This is a genomic window from Pseudomonas sp. c313 (genome assembly GCF_055407145.1).
In genome coordinates, this window is the sequence record NZ_JBUZRD010000007.1 from 130985 (window position 1) to 153393 (window position 22409).

General features: G+C 49.9%; 18 protein-coding genes. 5 read left to right on the plus strand and 13 right to left on the minus strand.

Features of this window, described 5'->3' with window-relative positions:
- Positions 1-95 precede the first annotated feature (95 nt).
- Positions 96-815, minus strand: coding sequence for an HAD domain-containing protein (locus ACZRKZ_RS19645; RefSeq protein ID WP_463982489.1), 720 nt, complete (start codon positions 813-815; stop codon positions 96-98).
- Here ACZRKZ_RS19645 and ACZRKZ_RS19650 point away from each other — a divergent pair.
- Positions 798-1589, plus strand: coding sequence for an SIR2 family NAD-dependent protein deacylase (locus tag ACZRKZ_RS19650; protein ID WP_463982490.1), 792 nt, complete (start codon positions 798-800; stop codon positions 1587-1589). The two genes, ACZRKZ_RS19645 and ACZRKZ_RS19650, sit on opposite strands and share 18 nt — an antisense overlap.
- 21 nt (positions 1590-1610) lie before the next feature.
- Here ACZRKZ_RS19650 and ACZRKZ_RS19655 read toward each other — a convergent pair whose 3' ends face one another.
- From ACZRKZ_RS19655 to dnaA, 12 genes are all read right to left on the minus strand, one after another.
- Positions 1611-2333, minus strand: a complete 723-nt coding sequence (locus ACZRKZ_RS19655) for a GIY-YIG nuclease family protein (protein ID WP_463982491.1) — start codon at positions 2331-2333, stop codon at positions 1611-1613.
- 276 nt (positions 2334-2609) lie between these two features.
- Positions 2610-5447 (minus strand): HD domain-containing protein, encoded by a 2838-nt coding sequence (locus ACZRKZ_RS19660; RefSeq protein ID WP_463982492.1) that lies wholly within the window; start codon positions 5445-5447, stop codon positions 2610-2612.
- A gap of 491 nt (positions 5448-5938) precedes the next feature.
- Complete coding sequence (locus ACZRKZ_RS19665) at positions 5939-6172, minus strand: BPSL0761 family protein (RefSeq protein ID WP_314641357.1); 234 nt, start codon at positions 6170-6172, stop codon at positions 5939-5941.
- A gap of 197 nt (positions 6173-6369) precedes the next feature.
- On the minus strand, positions 6370-6588 hold the full coding sequence (locus tag ACZRKZ_RS19670; protein WP_463982493.1) for a hypothetical protein: 219 nt from the start codon (positions 6586-6588) through the stop codon (positions 6370-6372).
- A gap of 150 nt (positions 6589-6738) precedes the next feature.
- Positions 6739-8568 carry a TniQ family protein gene (locus ACZRKZ_RS19675; RefSeq protein WP_463982494.1) on the minus strand — a complete coding sequence of 610 codons (1830 nt, stop codon included), beginning with the start codon at positions 8566-8568 and terminating at the stop codon, positions 6739-6741.
- Between the two features lie 79 nt (positions 8569-8647).
- Positions 8648-9586, minus strand: a complete 939-nt coding sequence (locus ACZRKZ_RS19680; RefSeq protein ID WP_463982495.1) for a TniB family NTP-binding protein — start codon at positions 9584-9586, stop codon at positions 8648-8650.
- Between the two features lie 3 nt (positions 9587-9589).
- A complete protein-coding gene (locus tag ACZRKZ_RS19685) occupies positions 9590-11533 on the minus strand; it encodes an integrase (protein WP_463982496.1) in 1944 nt (647 codons plus the stop codon).
- Positions 11514-12152, minus strand: coding sequence for a TnsA endonuclease N-terminal domain-containing protein (locus ACZRKZ_RS19690; protein WP_463982497.1), 639 nt, complete (start codon positions 12150-12152; stop codon positions 11514-11516). Before ACZRKZ_RS19690 ends, ACZRKZ_RS19685 begins: the two co-directional genes overlap by 20 nt.
- Positions 12153-13060: 908 nt before the next feature.
- The gene (gyrB, locus tag ACZRKZ_RS19695) at positions 13061-15478 is read right to left on the minus strand and encodes a DNA topoisomerase (ATP-hydrolyzing) subunit B (RefSeq protein ID WP_149412822.1); all 2418 of its coding nucleotides are present in this window, start codon (positions 15476-15478) and stop codon (positions 13061-13063) included.
- Positions 15479-15481: 3 nt separating this feature from the next.
- Positions 15482-16585 (minus strand): DNA replication/repair protein RecF, encoded by a 1104-nt coding sequence (recF, locus tag ACZRKZ_RS19700; protein WP_133100632.1) that lies wholly within the window; start codon positions 16583-16585, stop codon positions 15482-15484.
- 20 nt (positions 16586-16605) lie between these two features.
- Positions 16606-17709: a DNA polymerase III subunit beta gene (gene dnaN / locus ACZRKZ_RS19705; RefSeq protein ID WP_149412823.1), complete on the minus strand. Its 1104-nt coding sequence runs from the start codon at positions 17707-17709 to the stop codon at positions 16606-16608.
- A 39-nt stretch (positions 17710-17748) separates the two neighbouring features.
- Positions 17749-19269, minus strand: coding sequence for a chromosomal replication initiator protein DnaA (gene dnaA, locus ACZRKZ_RS19710; protein ID WP_463982498.1), 1521 nt, complete (start codon positions 19267-19269; stop codon positions 17749-17751).
- Positions 19270-19854: 585 nt separating this feature from the next.
- Here dnaA and rpmH point away from each other — a divergent pair.
- From rpmH to yidC, 4 genes are read left to right on the plus strand one after another with little or no spacing between them, the layout of a single operon-like run.
- Entirely contained in the window at positions 19855-19989 is a 135-nt protein-coding gene (gene rpmH / locus ACZRKZ_RS19715; protein WP_003213577.1) for a 50S ribosomal protein L34, read from the plus strand.
- Positions 19990-20002: 13 nt separating this feature from the next.
- A complete protein-coding gene (gene rnpA, locus ACZRKZ_RS19720; protein ID WP_371923895.1) occupies positions 20003-20410 on the plus strand; it encodes a ribonuclease P protein component in 408 nt (135 codons plus the stop codon).
- Positions 20403-20648: a membrane protein insertion efficiency factor YidD gene (yidD, locus tag ACZRKZ_RS19725; protein WP_010465488.1), complete on the plus strand. Its 246-nt coding sequence runs from the start codon at positions 20403-20405 to the stop codon at positions 20646-20648. Before rnpA ends, yidD begins: the two co-directional genes overlap by 8 nt.
- A 2-nt stretch (positions 20649-20650) precedes the next feature.
- Positions 20651-22333, plus strand: a complete 1683-nt coding sequence (yidC, locus tag ACZRKZ_RS19730) for a membrane protein insertase YidC (RefSeq protein ID WP_463967514.1) — start codon at positions 20651-20653, stop codon at positions 22331-22333.
- Positions 22334-22409 lie beyond the last annotated feature (76 nt).

The following is a 22409-nucleotide window of genomic DNA, read 5'->3' on the forward strand; positions in this document are numbered from 1 at the left end:
TGTGGAATTGCCCCACCTGCTGGGGCAAGATTGCCTCAACTTAAATAAGTAAATACTCAGCACAGAGCAAGAACAGAAGTTTGTGTGAAGAAGCTTTAAGCACGCCCTGATAGCAGACACATCTCACTCAACCCCCTTTGAAGCTCCGCTTGAGTCTCACGGGAGCTGAGCCCAAATTCGGGCGCACAGGCAATCAGTTTTTCCGCCAGGCCCTCGGCCCAGCCTTGCACATCATCATCCAAGGCGATCCAGTGTTGAAGCTGTGAGCGAGCAGCGTATCGACAAATCTGATCGTACCTTGTCTTCCCGTCCCACTGGATTTCGTCTACCCAGCCCTTATCCATAGAGCTGTGCCAAGTGGCGCCGATTACACGCTCTTGGAGCTCACGAGGCAGATAGCTAAGCGTGCGCTTATAGCCCAGATGCCGCACCCAACTGGTGCTTAAAACCAGCGAGACTTCCGGGAAACCATTGAGTAATTCCGCAAGAATCGGTGCCCACATGAAAAGCGCGCCGTCGGCCTTCAACGTAGGCCCTTGGCGCCTCAAATAAACCGCGTCGGGGTGCAAGACGCCGTCAAAATCTAGGAATAGTATGTGGGTACTCTTTTGCACCGAAGCTTCTCCCGTGGGGCCCATGTCTAGATCGACTTCGATGGGCAAAACATTTTCTCCCATTTCCTCTTGCCATGCATGTGCATCGATCTCAGAGCCCGACCGGCGTCCTAACGGCGGAACCGCGTCACATAATGTTAAGCGGCTCGTGCTGGAAAAGCTAAGGAGGAAAGGAGCCAGGCTATGAATGTCATTCAGCAAGCTGCAGACCTACTTCAGAAGTCTGAAAAGGTAGTGTTCTTCACGGGTGCAGGCATCTCTGCTGATAGCGGTATTCCCACGTACCGAGAAAAGCTATCTGGAATATGGTCAGGCTACGACCCTAGGGACCTGGAGACGGCTAAGTCCTTCAGACAGAATCCAGCGTTAGTCTGGGGTTGGTACCTGTGGCGACGGCAACGAGTTGCTCAGGCAGAGCCAAATGAAGGCCATCATGCAGTATCCCGCATGGCTAGCTCACACCGCCAAGTTTCTGTTATTACCCAGAACGTTGACGACCTTCATGAACGAGCAGGCTCGCTAAATGTAGTGCATTTGCATGGCAGCCTTGCAATACCAGAGTGCTATGCCTGCCATCGACACACCCCAGTGCCACCAGATCAAAAAGCATTGCCAGATGCGGGCGCACTGATCGAGCCTCCTCGGTGTCAGCGTTGTAACGGCAGAATGCGTCCTGGAGTAGTCTGGTACGGCAAGGATTTACCTCCCAAGGCTTGGAAGACAGCCGTGAATTTGGTGAAGAGTTGCGATCTTTTGATATCAGTGGGTACATCTGGGATCGTCATGCCCGCTGCCAACATTCCGGACCTTGCGTTAGGTTCCGGAGCATCAGTCATTCACGTGAACAAGACGGACGTCTCAATGGGCGAGCAAAATGAATACATGCTTGTGGGGACCGCAGCGGTAATACTGCCGATGCTTCTAGACAGCATAGCGCCGGGCACGCCGAGAGGTTCGAGCCTTGAAGCTACATGAGGGCGTCATCGACGCTGAGCGTCAGATTTCAACACCCGTCAGCCCTGCTTCTAAGAGTGAGGTCTCAAAATTGAGGACCTCAGGTGTAATTCTCTGAAGGACCACTTCAGAAAGAAGCATTGAGTTGGCTTGCACCTCTGCTGTTGGCCAGTGGAGAGGCTGGCCGGGCAAGCTCTCAGGTCTTGGTAGTTGGCCCCAGTTCTGCGAGTCCGGAGTTTCAAAACCGGCATTCTGAGCCCGCTGGAGCCAGTAGCCTTCGAAGTAAGTCGCGTTACTTTGCGTTCCTGCCGCCCAGGTGAGCACAACAGCTTGAACATCGACTTGCTCAAGCGCCGCCCACCGGAATAGCGCGTAGGAGCCGCGCCCCTCTCGTTGACTGCGAAAATGTTCTCGAAATCGTTTGGGTGGATTGGCAGCCTGTCCCACGTAGCAGGCTTTTCGCTTGCCGTCCTTGCTATGAGCAGTGAGCGCGTAGATCCAGAACCCGTCCTTAATCTTGAGAGGTTTAGGACCTTTCACCTTGGGTACTCTCGGTGGGCGGTCATTGAACTGGAAGTGAACTCGCAGCCGTTTACCACTCTCGCACTGAAAGCCAGAGTAATCGCTACCATTTCTCGTGACTGTCAAACCGTGGCTGGCCGCTACCTCCATCAGGTTCTCGCGGCTTTTGATCTCCCCCGAGTCTATCGCCGCTTGCATTAAGCTCTTCAATGCCAGTACGTGTTCGATTTCTTCTCGACTCATATCTGCTCCCTAAAGTGCTCGATGACCTCGCTACGAGCAGGCAATGCGTGAATTATTGTCCACTTCTGGCCAAAATCGGAAGCTAGTGACTGACAGCTATCGACCCAAAGGAGACGCTCAGAAGCATCTCTGGTCTCTGGGCCGTTTTACTTATCAGCAGAGTTTGTCGCCGATAATGGCCGCGCGCTCCATCTTCCGATGGCAAGGCGGTTATTGCCAAAAAATTACCGATTGCTGCCAGTCGCTACAGGCAGCATTTTTTAAAACTAAAGGTTTTCACGTTTCACAAAGAAAGCTTATTTCTCTGATTAGTTCATCATATAGCGTCTCGATTTCGCTAACAGTTAAATCTTTATTGGTTCTGTGAGCGTGAACCCAGTCAATTAAGTTTTTACTTTTGTCAATATGAGCAGTCCCCTCGTAATCGAACGCATAGGGAAGAACTAACATATCTGTTCTGTCAGACAGATGATCGACCGCTCTGGCCCAAGTTATATTGGCGGTGATTGCAAGTCTTCGATAAGACTTCCACCCTGGGAATAAACTTCTTTTGCCAATGTCAAAAACGCCATGAGGGCCAGACATGATTGATTTAAGTGTTTTTTGGTCGACAGGGAATATATCTTCATGTGACCAATGGCAGCGCTTTACAAGGTTGGAGGCTGTTTGCTGCTCTTGCCAGTAATAGCCTTTATTAGTTGCAAGTAGCTTGATCAAGTCGAGACTTGTATTTGGGCAGCCATCAATCAAAACTGCTAGCGTATCCGGCGATGAAAGTTCGGATGTAACAACGTTTTTTTGAGATCTATTATCCCTTTGGCGAACCTCAAAATCCACTAGCTCTTTCCGTTCAATACATTCAAGAATCGAGGCGAGGGACAAGGTTTCTCTGTTTTCGATATCTACCAAAAATTTCATCAACGCATTGTGATGTTTGTTCTCAAAACCTTCCTTGGTTGCATAAAGGTAATAGTATGCAGCTGCGTACGGCTGCTCAAGCTCATCCATGCTGTCAAATTTAACCCTGATGAACTCTAGCAGGGCCTTCGTTACCTTCCCAACAGCTTCGGTTTTCATATGAGGTAGGATTTTTTCTCGATTGTAAGTCAAGAAATCCATGGCTTGATATCCATAGAAATCAACCTTACCTGATACAAGAGTAGACCCCATGTTAAAATCAGTAAATTTTTGGCCTCTAAATAGAGTTCGTAGACCATCATAATCGCCATCACTAAATCTTATATGGCTAAGACAGATGTTTTCTGCGCGTGCAAAAAAAACATCTGCCCTTACAGTAGAAAGAGAGTGCTGTGCTGACGATATTTTTATAGGGCTACCATCATTAAATTCTTGGATTGCTTGAAAGATTTTTATTTGTTCATAGATTTTAAGATCAGACCCAGATTCAGTGAAATCATAATCGTTCATTTTTTTAATCAAATTGCTGCGGTCTTCACCCCAAGGAATTGAAATACTTTTCGGGAAGTCCTCAATTGTTATACCAACAGCAATTGTAGCACCGTAATCAACGGTCTCGCCGTCAAGGATTTCAATAACTACTGAGCTGCCTTTGCCCAAGTTGAACGTCAGCTTGAAAGCTTCTTGCGAATTTCTGCTTTTAGTAGTAATGGTAAAGCTATCAGAGAGTAAGCTAATGCTTTGTAGACCAATCCCAAAATTACCAGAAGGCTTAAACCACTCGGGCATATCTCGTATTAATCTTGAACGATTGCTGTTTTTGTTCGAGTTCCCAACTTTAAGCATTCTCTCAATATCTAGTTTGCTAATTCCGGTGCCTGAGTCTTTAACCGTTAACGTGAATGTCTTGGGGTTGGAATCGTTGGGCAGGAAGTCGATAATAATTGGTTTTTCGTCATAGAGGCTGAATAGCTCCATAGATGAAGGTTCGAGATTGGCTATTTTTTCTTTATGGCTTTCCCAAGTGGCTATTATTGTTGAGTCTACAGCGTTCTGTAATATCTCACGTATGCTGTCAACTTTTGAAGTGTACAGTCCTGTGCTTCTGAGTAATTTTAGAATTGCCGACTGATCCAAATCAAATGTCGGTTTCTTACCTTCATTAATAATCAGATATGGTTTTTGAAGTGATACTTTGGGTGGGGATAATGTTGGAAGTCTTCCTAATTTTTTGCTTGGTACGATTTTTGGCCAATGTTGAGATTGGCTGTGATACTCCTTCTCCAACCATTTAAACCAATCATGCGCAATTTCGTACGAGTCTGTGGAAGGGCATACAACTTCAATTTTTATACGCTCAGAGTCTAATCGAAAATGTTTGATGCCTTGATGTTTTTCTAAATGAACATGACTGCTGGCAGGCAATGATGTGCCGCACATTCTCATCATTACAGGACAAAATCGGTTGTCGTCCACGTCTAACAAATCAGCCATTCTTAACAAAAATGCGACATATCGAGGATGACAATCTTCCGTGGCCATACCTGCTTCTGAGAAAGGAAGTTCCATCACTTCATCGAAAGGCTGACCGTGAGCATTGCAGATTGCTGCTAAAGCTCCAAATAAACGCTTAGGTAGTAGTTCATTTCGAGGAGACGATAGTCCAATTTCCTCAAATGGATTTCTTATAATATTTGCCGCGTTTTCTGGATGCTTTCTTCGATACCATTCTGCCAGGATTTGTCGATACTCATCAAAAAAAACGTGAGCATCAGCGCCATTCGGAAGAGTAGCATCTCCGTTGATCCACTTTACTGAAAAGTCATGAAGTTCGTGCTCTGGTGTATTTGCTATGTCCTGAACGAAAGTATTGAATTCCGGTGAATTCATATCTTGGATTTGTTTATGTGTTATCACCATTCCAATATCATGGCTATAGGCGGATTCTAGAATCAACCACATATCTGTTGCTGTTAAATGGAGGATGCGCTCTCCCAGCATTCGTTCAATGTTTACGATTATCTGTTTGGAGTGTGACGCGTCGTGCCTACTGTAATGTGGAAATAGTGAATTTATATTTTGAAGGGCCTTCGAAATGAGTTCCTTGTCGAATCTCCACTGTGACGCTAAAAGCTTAAGGTGGTCGTGTTTGTCACATGCTTCTTCGAATATTTTTTCTAAACTTAATAGTCGCATCCGTTCGTCTCGTTAATATAATTATGAGGTGTTCACGTGTTTTTACTATATACGCTTTATCACGGATTGTATCACTTCACTATGGCAGTTCTTCTATCACACTGGGTGTACCTACCGGAAGATACCAAAAAATGAGCTTCCGGTGAATGGAACAGATCTAGTGTTTGTCTTAAGGGCGCCATCTTATGAGCCCCCTCCACGATAGCGAAGTCATCGCAATTTGGTGTGCATTTTATGAAACCCCAGCGACATAAATTTACGCTGACGATGAGAAATGGAATGAGTTCATATTTACAGTCGATCTATCCCCATTCGCACAATTTTTGCAAGCTGTATGACTGCTTAAGAGGGAGACGTGTCTGGCAGATAATTACGTTGCGGAGTCGATGTTTAGGTATCAACAGTCTGCTTCTGGCCGATTGTTGCCCGTCACGAAAGGCTGACTCCGCCCCAAAGCCGACCCATCGCTAGCAGCCTATTTTCACGAGCGACTACCAGTCTTCAGTTGAGGAGCTAAACACAGTACTAAATGCGCCTAAGCCTAGTTTTCTTGCTTCCTCTTCAATTCGGCCAGCCAGTAGAACGTCGCGCTTAGTAGGAAAATGACGCAAAAGGAATTGAGCGTTTTGTCTAATGCGCTCGGGCACTTCTGTGTCGCATGCAAGCTCCGTTAGGAAAGCGTGAGTTTGTGCGACAGATCTGGTCCGTTCAAATGGCATCGTCATTTAATCCTCCAACGGCTGTGATCATCAGTCCAATAAAAGGCAGCTAGCTTCAGACAACACTTTAACGATCCAGCCCAGCTTCTCGTCCATTAGGGGTTAGTCGCTAGCGACTCCTCTTGGCCGATTGCTGACTACCGTGAAGGTCTGAAAAGATTTCTGGTGGCCAGCCACCCACGTTGCAGATTAAGAGGCGACTCCTACGACCGGCGTAGTCGCAGGATCGCATCTGTTAGCGCCTGAGCATTTGTGTCCAGCGTTGCCATAGCCATGACAGAGTTAAGAGCGACTTCCTTTACACCATTCTCTGAAAGCCACTTCGTGAGCTCATCTATTGCCGCTCCGATCGCATGCTGGTTGTGCAGAAGCAGCGTCAGTGCATCCGCCGTGGCGATGTTGGATTCAAAGTTATCTGGCATGGGATCCGTCCTGGAACGAGGGGTTTGGAAAGCCTAGTTCATGCGGCCGGTTCAGAGTGGCCAAACGCTCATTCAGCAAGCCTATTTTTCGCACCAGAGCAGTGCGCCAGTCCCATATCAATCCCATGTGGCTGTTTTCACAACCGAGTCTCAGAGTGAAGCTGTCGAAGATAAAAAAGCTACCAGCTTCTTACTCCGTCGCCAAACATACTGCCGACAGGGTGCATCTGAAAGAGTCGGACCAACGATGGGGACAAATCGTTTTTTCCGCAAATGAGATAAGGTATTCACGACGGATATCCCTAGGATCTTCGCCACTTCCGGAGCAAGAATATAGTTACGTTTGAAGTGTTGAACTGCTCCAAGCGTTATGACCTTTGCCGCCCGCCTAGAGCATTGAACAGTTTCGCTACGAAGCCGGCCGAGACGGACGAGGGCGTAACACACTTCAGATTTTACACCCAGCATCTTCGCCGCTTCGGTGATGGACATACTCCGTGTGTGTGATGACGTAGCGTGTGTGATAGATTTTCGTTCAAGCTCGCCAGGATCAATAAGCCATTTGCCAAAACTCAAACGTTCACATTCGGTTTTGCAAAAAACTGAAATTTCCCCTGACTTAATCGCTTTAGCTAATTCTACCAAACCACCAGATGACGGAAGGTAGTATTTTGCGACTTGCGATATAGTTTTGAAGTCATCGCGTAAAAATAGTAGAAAATTATCAGGAGCTAGAGCAGCTACAGAAGCAGAGTCGATCAGCCACCTTTCACCAGCTTGCGGGACTCCACCGACAAACTTTAATAGCCTAGCGGCTATGAGTTGTTGAACACGTTTTTTGCTCAGGCACAACAAGCGAGATACCTCACGCAAGTTTAGGGGCTCACGTGCAACTGAAGAGAGATTCCGTGCCTCTTCAATGTCTACAACCGTAACTGTTTTACCACAAGAATAGCTAAATTCACGAGAGTCGAGTTCACCTGAAGAATGCATTCTCCGAAGAAAGTTTTTGGGGAGACCCGTTATTTCCGCTGCTTTATTATATGGAAGCCAGCGATGCTCAAGCAGCGTACATTCGCTCAACCTCCTATTCCTCAAAGCAAGTGGGCCCGTCCAGTTTTTAACAATGTAATTCTCGAATTCAAGACGAACAAAATCATAACATGGGTCAGTCAGTAATAAAAAAACATCACTGTAAATTGGCCCAAATGCAGCGCCTAATTTTGATGAAATATTGGATTGCCGGTATTGCATCAGATCAGTAAGCAAATCATGAAATGATTTAGGCCAGCCCATCAGAATTTGTCCAGCCGACTTGGCTAGAACAGGAACTACGTTTTGAGAAGCCATTGACGCCACTGTCATATTCATATGCAATTTACGACTTAACGCTCGCACACCAAAACGAACAGCTAAAAAATGAAGCTGACCATATGTTAAGGAGTTTATATCTATCGACTTTTCATTAGCCTTAGAATTCAAACGCGTTTTGAGCTCTTTCGAAAGCCATAGTTTCGATTCATCTACATCCGTAATAGCTGCTTTTTCTGAAAACACGGATGACCCACATTTTTCACAGGCTTTTGTATTCAGTATTTTGGGAGTTACCCTTGCTTGGCAAATAGAGCATTCATACAGAAGTTCGACTGCATGGGTTGTACAGACCGTATATAAATTAAGATCCCATAGCTCACGCCAATAACAACTAGAAGCAAGGCAATCTGGACAGTACTTAGAGTAAGCTAAAGACCAAACTTTCTGAGTGTTGAATTTTGGACTTCTGATTTCCTTAACAACATCATGCCAGCTTGAGGGCCTAGAACATTGCCCCAACCACGTACTTACTTGCTCATCTGTAAGACCTTTAAATCGCTTGACGAGCTCACCATTCCATAAGCCATTAAAAACCCCTAAGCGATACAGGTAACCCAGCAAACTTTCGTCATGCTCCGGGACAGGATTTATCAACAGGCCAAACATAGAATATTTCCTTAAACCCTATTGGCGACAAATCGTTAAACTTCAGTGCCAGAAACTAAATTCCTGGCACTGAATTCAATCAAGCTGCAATGATGTCAAAGTTCTCAAAAGGCTCACGCTGGCCAGTTAAATCTCTGAAATCAAATGCAAGATCGAATGGATTACGCTCATTCGGCGCAGAACTCCAAACCTCATCCTTAAAAGCTTCAGAAAGTATTTCTAAGTTAATACCCTCAGCATGTCGATACTGAACCAGCCATACAGAGCGATCTAAGACTTTTATTAGATAGTCAATCAATCCAAACGAACCTAGGTAGAAACGTTGAATCATTTCATTAGTTGAAAAATTAATGGACTTCACCGGCAGTAAATCGCGTATTACCCGGAGCAGCGTCGCAAATTGGGCCCAACAGGTTTCCGTGATCATGAACCGGTTATAATCGACTATGGCGGAGAATCTTCGTCGTAGTTGTTCGTTCGCCAAAAGCAGGTTTTCAGTTCGTTTTAGGCCAACCAGGACAAACGTAATGCTTGTTTCGTTCATCAGACTCTTGATCCAATCCGCCGCCTCGTATGCATCACGCTTGTAATCCACGAGATGCTGAGCCTCGTCCAAGACGACGACCTCAACGCCGAGACTCCCCAAAAGCAGAACAATCCTCGAAAATTTCGTTTCCGCAGAATGGCTACGGGAATCTGCGTAAGGATCGTTCATTGCGGTCAGCAAAGCCGTTGCCAAATTCTTCTTGGTTGGAGAGGAGGGAATTTCCACACTGAGCACAGCGCGGTGGCCAGGTTTAGGAGGGTTGGTAGATTCTAGCTCCCTGACATACTCCGTGATCAATGTGCTTTTCCCCACACCGCTTGGCCCCTGGATAACAAGTCCCTTGCTGGCACCAGTGCGACGTGTATCTCCATGTACCTCCATAAGTCTAGTCAGGGCCCGCTCCGCTTGCGGACTGACGATGAAGTGATGCCTCAAAGAAAACTGGATGTGATCTTCCTCACGACTGATCATTACTCAGTCCCCCCTAGGTTGACGATGAACAACTCTGAATGTGGGTACATCAGTTGTAATAGGCACGTCCAACCATTCCATGCTGGCCGGAGCAATTGGCAACTTAACCTTGGGGAGCTTCCAACCGTTTTTATCTAACTTGGCACGAGTTACTGATCGACGTAGCCGTAACTTCTGAGAATGGCGAGCGTAGTCAACATCTATTTCTAAATCGCGATAGCACTGATTGATCTTTTCAAGATTAGGTTTGTCCTCGCCTTTCGCACGCAATGCATTTTTTGCCGCTTTCCATAGATCCCGGCTCACTCCGAGCATGCGTTTATCTTTAATCGGCACTTGTAGAAAGACATTTCTAAAACGATCGTGTACCCAAACATTGCTTAGCTCGTCACGAAATCGGACACTGATTTTTTCTTTAGGAGCCATCCGCATACTCAACTGAGCAAGTTCAGGTGAATGATAACCGTGACCATCTATCTCAATACCGTAGTGATGGATACACACAGACCTTCGGCGCGCGAGAATGCACTCAAGTTCATCTAGATCAACAGGCAGTTTGATCAGTCGATTCTCCTCGGCCGAAGCCCAAACTTGAGAAGGCGTCCTTTCGTCAAGAGAACGATGAGGGGTTTGATGATATCCGTCGACAATCCATTTAACGACGCCGTGTTCTAGCTGAGCTAATGTCAAACAAGCATGCTTGTCCGATTCGTAATCTCCCTTTTCTTGAACATTCGAAAACGTTGTTCCAGGAAGGTTATGAATCAACCCAGTATTGAGAGTGCGAAAGAATCTTTCGACCGAGCCCTTCATCTCTGGACCTCTAGATCGAGGATACATAATCTCAATCCCAAGTTCGTTAAACCCAGCAATCAGATCGTCTGCATGGAATTCAGCCGCGTTATCAGGTACGACTCGCGAGGGTAGTCCATGTGCTCGCCACTCATCCTTTACCTCCGGAAAGCGTTTCAAAAATTCCGCTTTTGGGCGAATGGAGCGTTCGATGACACGAAGAACGGTCTCAGTGTTGGGCGCAGCTAGATGAATAACGTACCCCATAATCATCCGCGAGAATTTATCCAGTACTACAGTAATGTAAGGACGTCCAATAATTAATCCTGTTTCTTCGTCCACCAACAGTACATCCAAAAGCGTATGATCGATTTCCCATCGATCCAGAATGTCCATGACCACGAGTACTTCGGTTGCCATCCGATGTTTTTTTTTCGCTGCATGTTTGCCCAACCGATGTATATCAACCTCATAGGGGTCGAGCTTTGCGATGTACCTACGAATGGTCATACCGCTTGGTTTATTTAATTGACGTGAGGAAAGGCGAGTGGCATTTTTTTCATCCACACGTTTTTGATACTCGATGATTACCTTTGAGATATCTATACGTTCAGGCTTGAGGTAAATATCCTCAATCACACCCATCAATATCTCCTCTAGCTCATCACATATTGCCTTATCCCTCCCTTTTTTCGAATGTTTCGGAACCAGCTTTACAACGTCCCCGCCGGAAAATATTGAGTACCATCTTCTAATTGTTGATATTGACGGCGCACGAATATCTTCCAAGCCTTTTGCTATTACGTTTATTTTTTCACGTAAAATACTTAAGCTAGGTAACATGGTTTTCCCTTCTGTAAGGCTTTCTAAATACGTACGGCGACGTAAAGCCTCTTTACTGTGGCTGGTTGGAAAACAAGTTAGATCCGGAGCCACATTTTTGACAAATGGAATTTCTCCGAGATAAGGTTGATCTTCACAGATTTCTATCTCTCGGCGCTCATAACCGATATAGAATTCACTTTCCTCAAGCTTTATTGGCTCTCCGAGTTCATCAACAAAGAGTAAGCGTCTGTTCACAAGGCGTCGCTGTAAAGTCATTCTCGTGTGGTTTATAACCACAACCAACCTCAACTTAAGCGAAAATATTTGCATGGCGATGTCCTCCTGACAGAAAGACCTGTGACTCTTCGACCAAGGGTTCTTCTAGATTTATCCCAATAACGCATAGTCCCAACAAACGCCAAGCTTCCATTCGCCCGAATATTGAAATCAGGTCGTATAAAACCTGAGGTTTGTATTTGCTAAGTTTTAAGCTAACTTCCGCGCGCTCCGCCGGCGACAACAATGGTCCACGCCGGTGATATAGGATTTTTTGCAGATTTGTCGCCAATGGCTCTCGCCAAATAAGCTCGTCCGTTACAACCAAAAAATTTCGATTGGTGGCGGGAAAATGTATAGAGGCTGCACTGAGCTTTTGCTTAACACTAAGGATTGAAAGCTTGCTTGCTGGTTTGACTTCGATCCACCACTCGCTCCCATTTCCTAGAAATACACGCAGATCAGGGATGTAATCTACGAATGTATCGCCCAAAGGCAGTCGCTCCCTAGAAGGTTGCACTTCATAGCGGAGTACGAACGGGGAAAGCTCCAGCAGGCGGAACAAACCGCCCTCCAACTGGGACTCCCAGGCCACAGAATGGCCATTTTTCAGGGAAGGAAAATACCCCCTGAAATGACATGAGCTGCGGGTAACTACTTTACGTACTGCCATCGCACACCTCCACAGACGTGCACCATCGCTGCACCTAGGAAGCCAGGTACAGACCGTTGCTCGAGATCCACATCGATAGGCAACACTTTCCCGTCGAGCGGCCTCGATAAAGTCGAAATGATGGGAGGGGATTGACAGGCGCTGAAAAAAAGCCGAAATTGCGGTTCTCAAGCCAGCAATATCGCTTCAAATCTGCGCGGTCAAAACCCTTTGGTTTTGGTCGCGTTTTACATTTCACGCCTCCTACTTTTCATATTTTCTCTTCTGTGGGCTTGATAGCTTTTTAATTTAAGCTCCTTTTCATTTATAGAGTTTTGCTCTAAACCTGTAGGCTTCAACTGTTGCCAAGTCACGGTTCATGCGAGCTCCTTTAAATAACGTCTTGATTTACCTTAAAAAGACGTATTTCTAACGACAATATCGCCTTCAAATAGTATTCCACGGTACTCGTAAAATCTACGTTTTGCCAACCAAAATCCTGCACTTTTTTAGTATCAGACAGGCAACTTTTGCATTCATCCTAAGTTTGCAATGTATAATATTACTCAAAATAGCTAACTGTCTGCAGATGCTGTTTTTCAAACAAACCGAGCGCTTTTACGAGTTAATATTTTCATCTTATATATCCTTCAGTGAACTCATTGGCCTATGTAGCCAACTGATTCGGTCAGGCTTTAACTCAATCTAGATCACTAATTCTCGAAGATATCTGCTCGTTTTTTGACCTGTGGTTTTTTTACTTATTTTTGGTTCCGATACTTACCGAATCGATAGTTCCAGCTTTTAACGGAGCAAAAAAAAGCCCGCTTTCTAAGCGGGCTTCTGTTTAATGGTTACCAGACAAACCGATAGGTAAACCATCTATTTGTGAAAATAAGCAACTATTCTGTGATCCTACAGCAGCCTGATTAGAAGTCCAGGTTAGACACCGCCAAGGCATTGCTCTCGATGAAGTCACGACGAGGTTCAACCGCATCACCCATCAGGGTGTTGAAAATCTGGTCCGCGCCAATGGCATCTTCGATGGTCACGCGTAGCATCCGGCGCTGGCTAGGGTCCATGGTGGTTTCCCAGAGCTGATCCGGGTTCATTTCGCCCAAACCTTTATAACGCTGAATGGTGTGACGCTTAGTACTTTCCGCCATCAACCAGTCCAGGGCTTCCTTGAACTCCTTGACCGCTTTCTTGCGTTCGCCACGCTGAATATAAGCGCCGTCGTCCAGCAAGGTGCTCAGTTGCGCGCCGAGTGTGACAACAGTCTTGTAGTCATTGCTGCCGAAGAAGTCGCGGTTGAAGGTGACGTAGTTCGACAGACCATGGGAGATCAGTTCGACCTCTGGCAGCCAGACGTTACGCTCACGGTCTTCACGCAGACTGGCTTTGTAAACCAGGCCGGATTTTTCCACGGTGCGCAGGCGGACTTCGTACTGAGCCAACCAGTCCTGCATCGCTGCATGATCGCCCAGCTGTTCGAGGCTGACTGCTGGCAGATAGATGAAGTGCTCGGTCAGCTCCTGAGGGTACAGGCGCGACAAACGCTTGAGGGTCTTCATCACCATGCGGAAGTCGTTTACCAGGCGCTCCAGCGCCGGCCCGGAGATTCCCGGAGCTTCGTCGTTCAAGTGCAAGCTGGCATCTTCCAGGGCCGACTGCGTCATGTACTCTTCCATGGCGTCGTCATCTTTGATGTATTGCTCTTGCTTGCCTTTTTTCACTTTGTACAACGGCGGCTGGGCGATATAGATGTAGCCACGCTCGATCAGCTCCGGCAACTGACGGAAGAAGAAGGTCAGTAGCAGGGTACGGATGTGCGAACCGTCGACGTCAGCATCGGTCATGATGATGATGTTGTGATAACGCAACTTCGCGATGTTGTACTCATCGCGGCCAATGCCACAGCCCAGAGCGGTGATCAAGGTGCCGACTTCCTGAGAGGAAATCATCTTGTCGAAGCGGGCTTTCTCGACGTTAAGGATCTTACCCTTCAACGGCAGGATGGCCTGGGTGCGACGGTTACGACCTTGCTTGGCAGAGCCGCCAGCAGAGTCACCTTCCACTAGGTACAGTTCGGAGAGGGCAGGGTCCTTCTCTTGGCAGTCCGCCAGTTTGCCCGGCAGGCCAGCAATATCCAGCGCGCCTTTACGACGGGTCATTTCACGGGCTTTACGCGCCGCTTCACGAGCCCGCGCCGCGTCAATCATCTTGCCGACAACCAGCCTGGCTTCGTTCGGATTTTCCAACAGGAAGTCGGAGAAGTACTTGCCCATTTCCTGTTCCACTGCCGTCTTCACTTCTGAGGACACCAGCTTATCTTTGGTCTGCGAGCTGAACTTAGGATCAGGAACCTTGACCGAGATAATCGCGGTAAGGCCTTCACGGGCATCGTCGCCGGTGGTGGCGACTTTATGTTTCTTCGCCAAACCTTCCGCTTCGATGTAGGTGTTCAGGTTACGCGTCAGTGCGGAACGGAAACCCACTAGGTGAGTACCGCCATCGCGCTGTGGAATGTTGTTGGTGAAGCACAACAGGTTCTCGTTGAAGCTGTCGTTCCACTGCAGAGCGATTTCCACGCCGATGCCGTCTTCACGCTGTACGTTGAAGTGGAACACTTCGTTGACCGGAGTCTTGTTGGTGTTCAGGTATTCAACGAACGCACGCAAACCACCTTCGTACTTGAACAGCTCTTCCTTGCCGCTGCGCTCGTCCTTAAGGACGATGCCGACACCGGAGTTGAGGAAGGACAATTCACGAATCCGCTTGGCCAGGATGTCCCAGCTGAAGTGGATGTTCTTGAAGGTTAGGTCAGAAGGACGGAAGTGGATCTGGGTACCGGTGGTTTCGCTTTCGCCAACGATTTTCATCGGCTCCTGCGGAACGCCGTGAACGTAGGTCTGTTCCCAGATCTTGCCGCTACGACGCACGGTCAGCACCAGCAGTTCGGAGAGGGCGTTCACCACGGAAACACCTACACCGTGCAAACCGCCAGATACTTTGTAGGAGTTGTCATCGAACTTACCGCCGGCGTGGAGCACGGTCATGATGACCTCTGCTGCCGAAACGCCTTCTTCTTTATGCACATCTACCGGAATGCCGCGACCATTGTCGCGCACGGTGATGGATTCGTCCGGGTGGATGATGATGCTGATGTCGTCGCAGTGACCGGCCAAAGCTTCGTCGATCGAGTTGTCGACCACCTCGAACACCATGTGGTGCAGACCGCTGCCATCATCGGTGTCACCGATGTACATACCGGGACGTTTGCGTACGGCATCCAAACCTTTAAGCACTTTAATGCTGGTCGAGTCGTACGTATGTTCTTCGCTCATGCCTTACTCCCGATGGTCGTGGGTCTGGGTGATACGGCCTTGTTCCACGTGGAACAAAGCAACTGGCGTTTCCGTCTGCCAGCCTTCCCTCAATAATTCATGGTCTACACAGGTGATAAACACCTGGCAGCGTAAGTCTTCCAACAAGCGGCATAGCGCGCGGCGGTGCTGCTCGTCCAGTTCGGACGGCAAGTCATCCACCAGATAAATGCACTGGCCTCGCCGAGCCTGGCTGACCAGATGCCCTTGGGCGATACGCAGCGCACAGACCACCAACTTCTGCTGACCGCGAGACAAAATATCTGCGGCGTTATGTGCACCTAATCTAAGGCGCAAATCAGCCCGTTGTGGTCCGGCCTGGGTGTGACCAATTTGCTGATCCCGCTGTAGAGAGGTGGCGAGCACTGCACTCAGTTCCCGCTCTTTGTCCCAACCACGGTAATAGCTCAGCGTTAAACCTTCGAGCTCTAGCAACTCACTCAAGGTTTGTTCAAAGACTGGTTTCAAGGCTTTGATATAGGCGCGGCGGTATTCATCTATTTCAGCGCTGGCCAGGCACAGTTCCCGGTCCCAGGCCGCTTGCGAAGCGGCGTCAAGTGTACCATGCCGCAGCCACGAGTTCCGCTGCCGCAAGGCCTTCTGCAGGCGCTGCCAAGTGGCCATGAAGCGCGGTTCCACGTGGAACACTCCCCAGTCGAGGAACTGCCTGCGGATTTTTGGTGCACCTTCCAGTAACCGGAAGCTGTCGGGGTTGATCAATTGTAGGGGCAGTATTTCCGCCAGTTGCGCTGCACTGCGAGCATTTTGCCCATCAATGCGGATCTGAAATTCCCCCTGACGATCACGGGATATCCCCAGGCTGCTGTGACCGCCTTCCGCCAATTCGACCTGGCCAAATACGGTACACGCCAACTGCTCGTACTGAATCACCGGCAACAGGCGCGCACTGCGAAAGGAACGGGCAAGCCCCAGCAAGTGAATGGCTTCCAGAACGCTGGTTTTGCCACTGCCGTTGGCGCCATGGAGAATATTGATGCGGGGAGAGGGGGAGAGGGTCACCGGGTGCAAATTGCGCACCGCGGTGACCGAGACGCGACTGAGGGACATCTAGCTTCTGCTGAACATGATTACAGGCGCATCGGCATAACAACGTAAGCCGAGTCGTCGTTGTCGGATTCTTGCACCAGTGCGCTGCTGTTGGAGTCGGACAGAATCAGGCGAACCTGTTCGGTAGTCATCACGCCCAGCACGTCCAGCAGGTAGCTGACGTTGAAACCGATTTCCAACGAACCACCGTTGTAGTCGACGCCTACTTCTTCTTCCGCCTCTTCCTGCTCCGGGTTGTTGGCCTGGATCTTCAGCTGACCGTTGGCCAGTTGCAGACGAATACCCCGGTATTTCTCGTTGGACAGAATCGCCGTACGGCTGAACGCTTCACGCAGGGCCTGGCGATCGCCGATCACCAGCTTGTCGCCGCCTTTAGGCAGCACACGCTCGTAATCCGGGAACTTGCCGTCAACCAGTTTGGAAGTGAAGGTGAACTCACCGGTGGTTGCGCGGATGTGGTGCTGGCCCAGCACGATGCTGACATTGCCATCCGGCTCAGTCAGCAGACGCGCCAGCTCAAGGATACCCTTACGCGGCACGATCACCTGGTGGCGATCCGGCTGACCAATATCGGCCTTCATAGAGCACATGGCCAGACGGTGACCGTCAGTGGCCACAGCGCGGATGATGCCTTCCGAGACTTCCAGCAGCATGCCGTTGAGGTAGTAACGCACGTCCTGTTGGGCCATGGCGAAGCTGGTGCGCTCGATCAGACGGCGCAGCTTGCTTTGCCCCAGGCTGCAAGTCAGCGAACCAGGACCTTCTTCCACGGTTGGGAAATCGTTCGCCGGCAGGGTGGATAGGGTGAAACGGCTGCGGCCGGCCTTGACTACCAACTTCTGCTCATCAACCTTGATGTCGATCAGCGCGTCGTTAGGCAGGCTCTTGCAGATATCCATCAGCTTGCGCGCTGGCACGGTGATCTCGCCGGGTTCGGCGGGTTCTTCCAGCTGAACGCGACCAACCAGTTCGACTTCCAGGTCGGTACCGGTCAACGACAGTTGCTGGCCTTCGACAACCAGCAATACGTTGGAGAGCACCGGCAAGGTCTGTCGGCGCTCGACGACGCCTGCGACCAGTTGCAGGGGTTTCAACAGGGCTTCGCGTTGAATGGTGAAATGCATGGTCTAGTCCCTTGCCTTAATAAGCTGCGCTGGTGTTCATCAAGTTGTCAGTGTACGCAGCAGGTTCTTGTAGTCCTCGCGAATATCCGCGTCGGATTCCTTAAGTTCGTTGATCTTGCGGCACGCATGCAAGACCGTGGTGTGGTCGCGACCGCCAAACACATCACCAATTTCCGGCAGGCTATGGTTGGTCAACTCCTTGGAGAGCGCCATCGCCACCTGACGTGGACGTGCAACAGAGCGCGAACGGCGCTTGGACAGCAGGTCGGAAATCTTGATCTTGTAGTACTCGGCCACTGTGCGTTGGATGTTATCCACACTGACCAGTTTGTCTTGCAAGGCCAACAGGTCTTTCAGCGATTCACGAATCAGCTCAATGGTGATATCGCGGCCCATGAAGTGCGAGTGAGCGATGACACGCTTGAGCGCGCCTTCCAGTTCACGCACGTTGGAACGAATACGCTGGGCGATGAAGAACGCGGCGTCGTGGGGCAGATCGACTTTCGCCTGGTCGGCCTTCTTCATCAGAATCGCGACGCGGGTTTCCAGTTCCGGCGGTTCTACTGCAACGGTCAGGCCCCAGCCAAAGCGCGACTTCAAGCGCTCTTCCAGGCCTTCGATCTCTTTCGGATAACGGTCGCTGGTCAAGATGACCTGCTGACCACCTTCGAGCAAGGCGTTGAACGTGTGGAAAAACTCTTCCTGGGAACGTTCCTTGCGGGCGAAGAATTGAATGTCATCGATCAACAAGGCGTCGACGGAACGGTAGAACCGTTTGAACTCGTTGATAGCGTTGAGCTGCAACGCCTTGACCATGTCGGCAACGAAGCGCTCCGAGTGCAGGTACACGACCTTGGCATTCGGGTTCTTCTTTAATAGATGGTTACCCACAGCATGCATCAAGTGCGTCTTACCCAAGCCAACGCCGCCATAAAGGAAGAGTGGGTTGTAACCATGCTTGGGGTTGTCGGCCACCTGCCAGGCGGCTGCACGGGCCAACTGGTTGGATTTACCTTCTACGAAATTCTCAAAGGTAAACGTCCGGTTCAGATAGCTGGTGTGCTTGAGCGCACCTTCAACCTGCACCGTGCGCTGTTCTGCGCGAATCGGTGCCTGTTGCGAACTGGCACCTGCCATCGGATCGAAGCTGTCACGGGACGGCTCTTCGTTCCTCGGCGCGTTTTTTTGCGAAAACGACTTTGATGGGCCAGCAACAGGAGCTACCGCTGTGTGGTTGACCGGTGCAACGGCAGCCTGAGCTTGCGACGCAGCAGCAGCCAACGGCGCATTCGGCGCGGCACGAGGTACCGAGCTGCGTTTGCTGCCTATTAATAAGGAGAGAACCGGGGCTTGCCCGTTGCCATGTTCATCGAGCAATTCGAGAACGCGGCTCAGGTACTTCTCGTTGACCCAGTCGAGAACAAAACGATTGGGTGCGTAGACGCGCAACTCGTCGCCTTCGGCTTCGACCTGTAGCGGACGGATCCAGGTGTTGAATTGCTGGGCAGGCAGCTCATCGCGCAAAAGCTCCACGCACTGCTGCCAAAGTTCCACTGACACGGAGATCCCCTAAGTTGAAAGCCGGTGAGGCAAAAACAGCCGCCATTGTAGCGGCCAGCCGCCTACTTATCCACATGTAGGTTGCTCACAGGACGCCAAGAATCAATGCCTTAACCGTAAAAAAGGCGACCAATGGTCTGTGCATAAGCTCTGTGGATAAGCGCCCCTAAGCCCGTTGTACAAGTGGGGGGGAAAGTCTGTGGGTAACTGGCCTGTGGATAACTAGCCATTCCACACACAGCTTATCCGACAGTGCAGCACAGGTAGAGCACCGTTTCTCCCCCGTGTTGTCATCCTCTGTACATCAAGTAAACCGTGGCCTTAAGGTGGTTATCCACAGAAGATGGCGTCCCTAGCTTTTATAAGCTTTACAGAAAAGCTTTAAATAACTTCCTTCTTTATTTTTATATCTATGGCATTGCTCACGAAAGCCGAACGACTCGGAATAGGTCCGGATGTGTCCAGATATCTAATTGAAGGAAAAGCGGGTTGGAAATTGACCTAGAGGCTTGCTTTCTCTAGAATCGCCGGTCTCTTAAAACGGGGGCCATTCCGGCCCGTTGTGGACGAACCAGGTAACACGCCATGAAACGTACTTTCCAACCAAGCACCATCAAACGCGCCCGTACTCACGGCTTCCGTGCTCGCATGGCTACCAAGAACGGCCGTGCTGTCCTGTCGCGTCGCCGCGCCAAAGGTCGTGCGCGTCTGGCAGTTTGATAATCCGGTACTGGTGGTGAGTCAGGACTTCAGTCGGGAAAAGCGTCTGCTAACCCCCCGGCATTTCAAGGCAGTCTTTGACTCCCCCACCGGCAAGGTTCCGGGGAAAAATCTCCTGCTCCTTGCGCGTAACAACGATCTGGATCACCCCCGTCTCGGGTTGGTGATTGGCAAGAAGAGCGTAAAGCTCTCCGTTGAGCGCAATCGCCTCAAGCGTCTGATGCGCGAATCGTTTCGCCTCCACCAGGACACTCTGGTTGGTTGGGATATTGTTATCGTCGCGCGCAAAGGCTTGGGGGACATAGAAAACCCCGAATTGATTCAGCATTTCGGCAAGCTCTGGAAACGTCTGGCTCGTACTAACAAGCCAGCACCAGCAGTCGGCACCGAAACTGTAGGGGTAGACAGTACTGATGCGTAAACTGGCACTCGTTCCGATCCAGTTTTACCGCTATGCCATTAGTCCGCTGATGGCCAGCCACTGTCGTTTCTACCCCAGCTGCTCCTGCTACGCGTATGAAGCCATAGAAAATCATGGCCTTCTGCGCGGTGGCTGGCTGACCTTTCGTCGTTTAGGTCGCTGTCATCCGTGGAATCCCGGTGGTTATGACCCGGTTCCACCTATCCCTACCTCCCGTTCTTCTTCGATGGCCGAGTAATCATGGATATTAAACGCACGATCCTGATCGTCGCCCTGGCAATCGTGACCTACGTTATGGTTCTTAAGTGGAACCAGGACTATGGTCAGGCTGCCCTGCCGACTCAGAATGTTGCTACCAATCAGGCTGCGCCGGCTATTCCGGACACTCCGTTGGGTAACAATGCTTCCGCCAGTGCCGATGTACCCAGCGCAAATTCCGATAGCAGCACCCCTGTAGAAACACAGGTGATCACCAGTAAAGACCTCATTCACGTCAAAACGGATGTGCTGGACCTGGCTATCGATCCACAGGGTGGTGACATCGCCCAGCTGAAGCTGCCGCTGTATCCACGTCGCCAAGACCATCCAGATGTTCCGTTCCAGCTGTTCGATAATGGCGGCGAACGTACTTATTTGGCGCAAAGCGGCTTGACCGGCACTGACGGTCCTGATGCTCGTGCTACCGGTCGTCCGGTTTATTCGACCGAACAAAAGACTTATCAACTGGCTGATGGCCAGAACCAGTTGAACGTCGACCTGAAATTCAGTCTCGATGGCGTCAACTACATCAAGCGTTTCAGTTTCACCCGTGGTTTGTACGATCTGAAAGTCACCTACCTGATCGACAACACCAGCGCCAAAGCCTGGACCGGCAATCTGTTTGCCCAGCTCAAGCGTGATGGCAGCTCCGATCCTTCTTCCAGCACCGCCACCGGCACTGCGACTTACCTGGGCGCCGCCCTGTGGACAAGTAACGAGCCGTACAAAAAAGTGTCGATGAAAGATATCGACAAGGCTGCGCTGAAAGAAACCGTACAAGGTGGCTGGGTCGCCTGGTTGCAACACTACTTCGTGACAGCCTGGATCCCGAGCAAGGGCGAAGCCAACCTGGTTCAAACCCGCAAGGACAGCCAAGGCAACTACATCATTGGTTTCACTGGCCCAGCGGTGACCGTCGCTCCAGGTGCCAAGGCTGAAACCAGCGCTACGCTGTACGCCGGTCCGAAAAGCCAGGCTGTGCTCAAAGAGTTATCCCCAGGTCTGGAACTGACTGTGGATTACGGCATTTTGTGGTTCATTGCCCAGCCGATCTTCTGGCTGCTGCAACATATCCACAGCATCGTTGGTAACTGGGGCTGGTCGATCATCTTCCTGACCATGCTGATCAAGGGGATTTTCTTCCCTCTGTCGGCCGCCAGCTACAAGTCGATGGCGCGTATGCGTGCCGTGGCCCCGAAACTGGCCGCTCTGAAAGAACAACATGGCGATGACCGGCAGAAAATGTCGCAAGCCATGATGGAGCTGTACAAGAAAGAGAAGATCAACCCGCTGGGTGGATGCTTGCCGATTCTGGTGCAGATGCCGGTGTTCCTCTCGCTGTACTGGGTTCTCCTGGAAAGCGTGGAAATGCGCCAGGCACCGTTCATGCTGTGGATAACTGACCTGTCGATCAAAGACCCGTTCTTTATCCTGCCGATCATCATGGGCGCGACCATGTTCATCCAGCAGCGTTTGAACCCTACACCTCCGGATCCGATGCAGGCTAAAGTGATGAAAATGATGCCAATCATCTTCACCTTCTTCTTCCTGTGGTTCCCGGCTGGTCTGGTTCTGTACTGGGTGGTCAACAACGTATTGTCGATCTCTCAACAGTGGTACATCACGCGTAAGGTCGAAGCGGCTACCAAAAAAGCCGAGGCGTAACTTACTCTGTGGATAACCACTCAAGACGCCCCCTAGTGGGGCGTTTTGCATTTTGTCACTTTTGTCCGGGTACCCG

Coding starts and splice junctions, on each gene's coding strand:
- gyrB (WP_149412822.1), bottom strand. CDS start 15,478: ATGAGCGAAGAACATACGTACGACTCGACCAGCATTAAAGTGCTTAAA.
- recF (WP_133100632.1), bottom strand. CDS start 16,585: ATGTCCCTCAGTCGCGTCTCGGTCACCGCGGTGCGCAATTTGCACCCG.
- ACZRKZ_RS19675 (WP_463982494.1), bottom strand. CDS start 8,568: ATGTTTGGCCTGTTGATAAATCCTGTCCCGGAGCATGACGAAAGTTTG.
- dnaN (WP_149412823.1), bottom strand. CDS start 17,709: ATGCATTTCACCATTCAACGCGAAGCCCTGTTGAAACCCCTGCAACTG.
- ACZRKZ_RS19690 (WP_463982497.1), bottom strand. CDS start 12,152: ATGGCAGTACGTAAAGTAGTTACCCGCAGCTCATGTCATTTCAGGGGG.
- ACZRKZ_RS19670 (WP_463982493.1), bottom strand. CDS start 6,588: ATGCCAGATAACTTTGAATCCAACATCGCCACGGCGGATGCACTGACG.
- ACZRKZ_RS19650 (WP_463982490.1), top strand. CDS start 798: ATGAATGTCATTCAGCAAGCTGCAGACCTACTTCAGAAGTCTGAAAAG.
- ACZRKZ_RS19655 (WP_463982491.1), bottom strand. CDS start 2,333: ATGAGTCGAGAAGAAATCGAACACGTACTGGCATTGAAGAGCTTAATG.
- ACZRKZ_RS19665 (WP_314641357.1), bottom strand. CDS start 6,172: ATGACGATGCCATTTGAACGGACCAGATCTGTCGCACAAACTCACGCT.
- ACZRKZ_RS19685 (WP_463982496.1), bottom strand. CDS start 11,533: ATGCAAATATTTTCGCTTAAGTTGAGGTTGGTTGTGGTTATAAACCAC.
- yidC (WP_463967514.1), top strand. CDS start 20,651: ATGGATATTAAACGCACGATCCTGATCGTCGCCCTGGCAATCGTGACC.
- yidD (WP_010465488.1), top strand. CDS start 20,403: ATGCGTAAACTGGCACTCGTTCCGATCCAGTTTTACCGCTATGCCATT.
- rpmH (WP_003213577.1), top strand. CDS start 19,855: ATGAAACGTACTTTCCAACCAAGCACCATCAAACGCGCCCGTACTCAC.
- ACZRKZ_RS19660 (WP_463982492.1), bottom strand. CDS start 5,447: ATGCGACTATTAAGTTTAGAAAAAATATTCGAAGAAGCATGTGACAAA.
- ACZRKZ_RS19680 (WP_463982495.1), bottom strand. CDS start 9,586: ATGATCAGTCGTGAGGAAGATCACATCCAGTTTTCTTTGAGGCATCAC.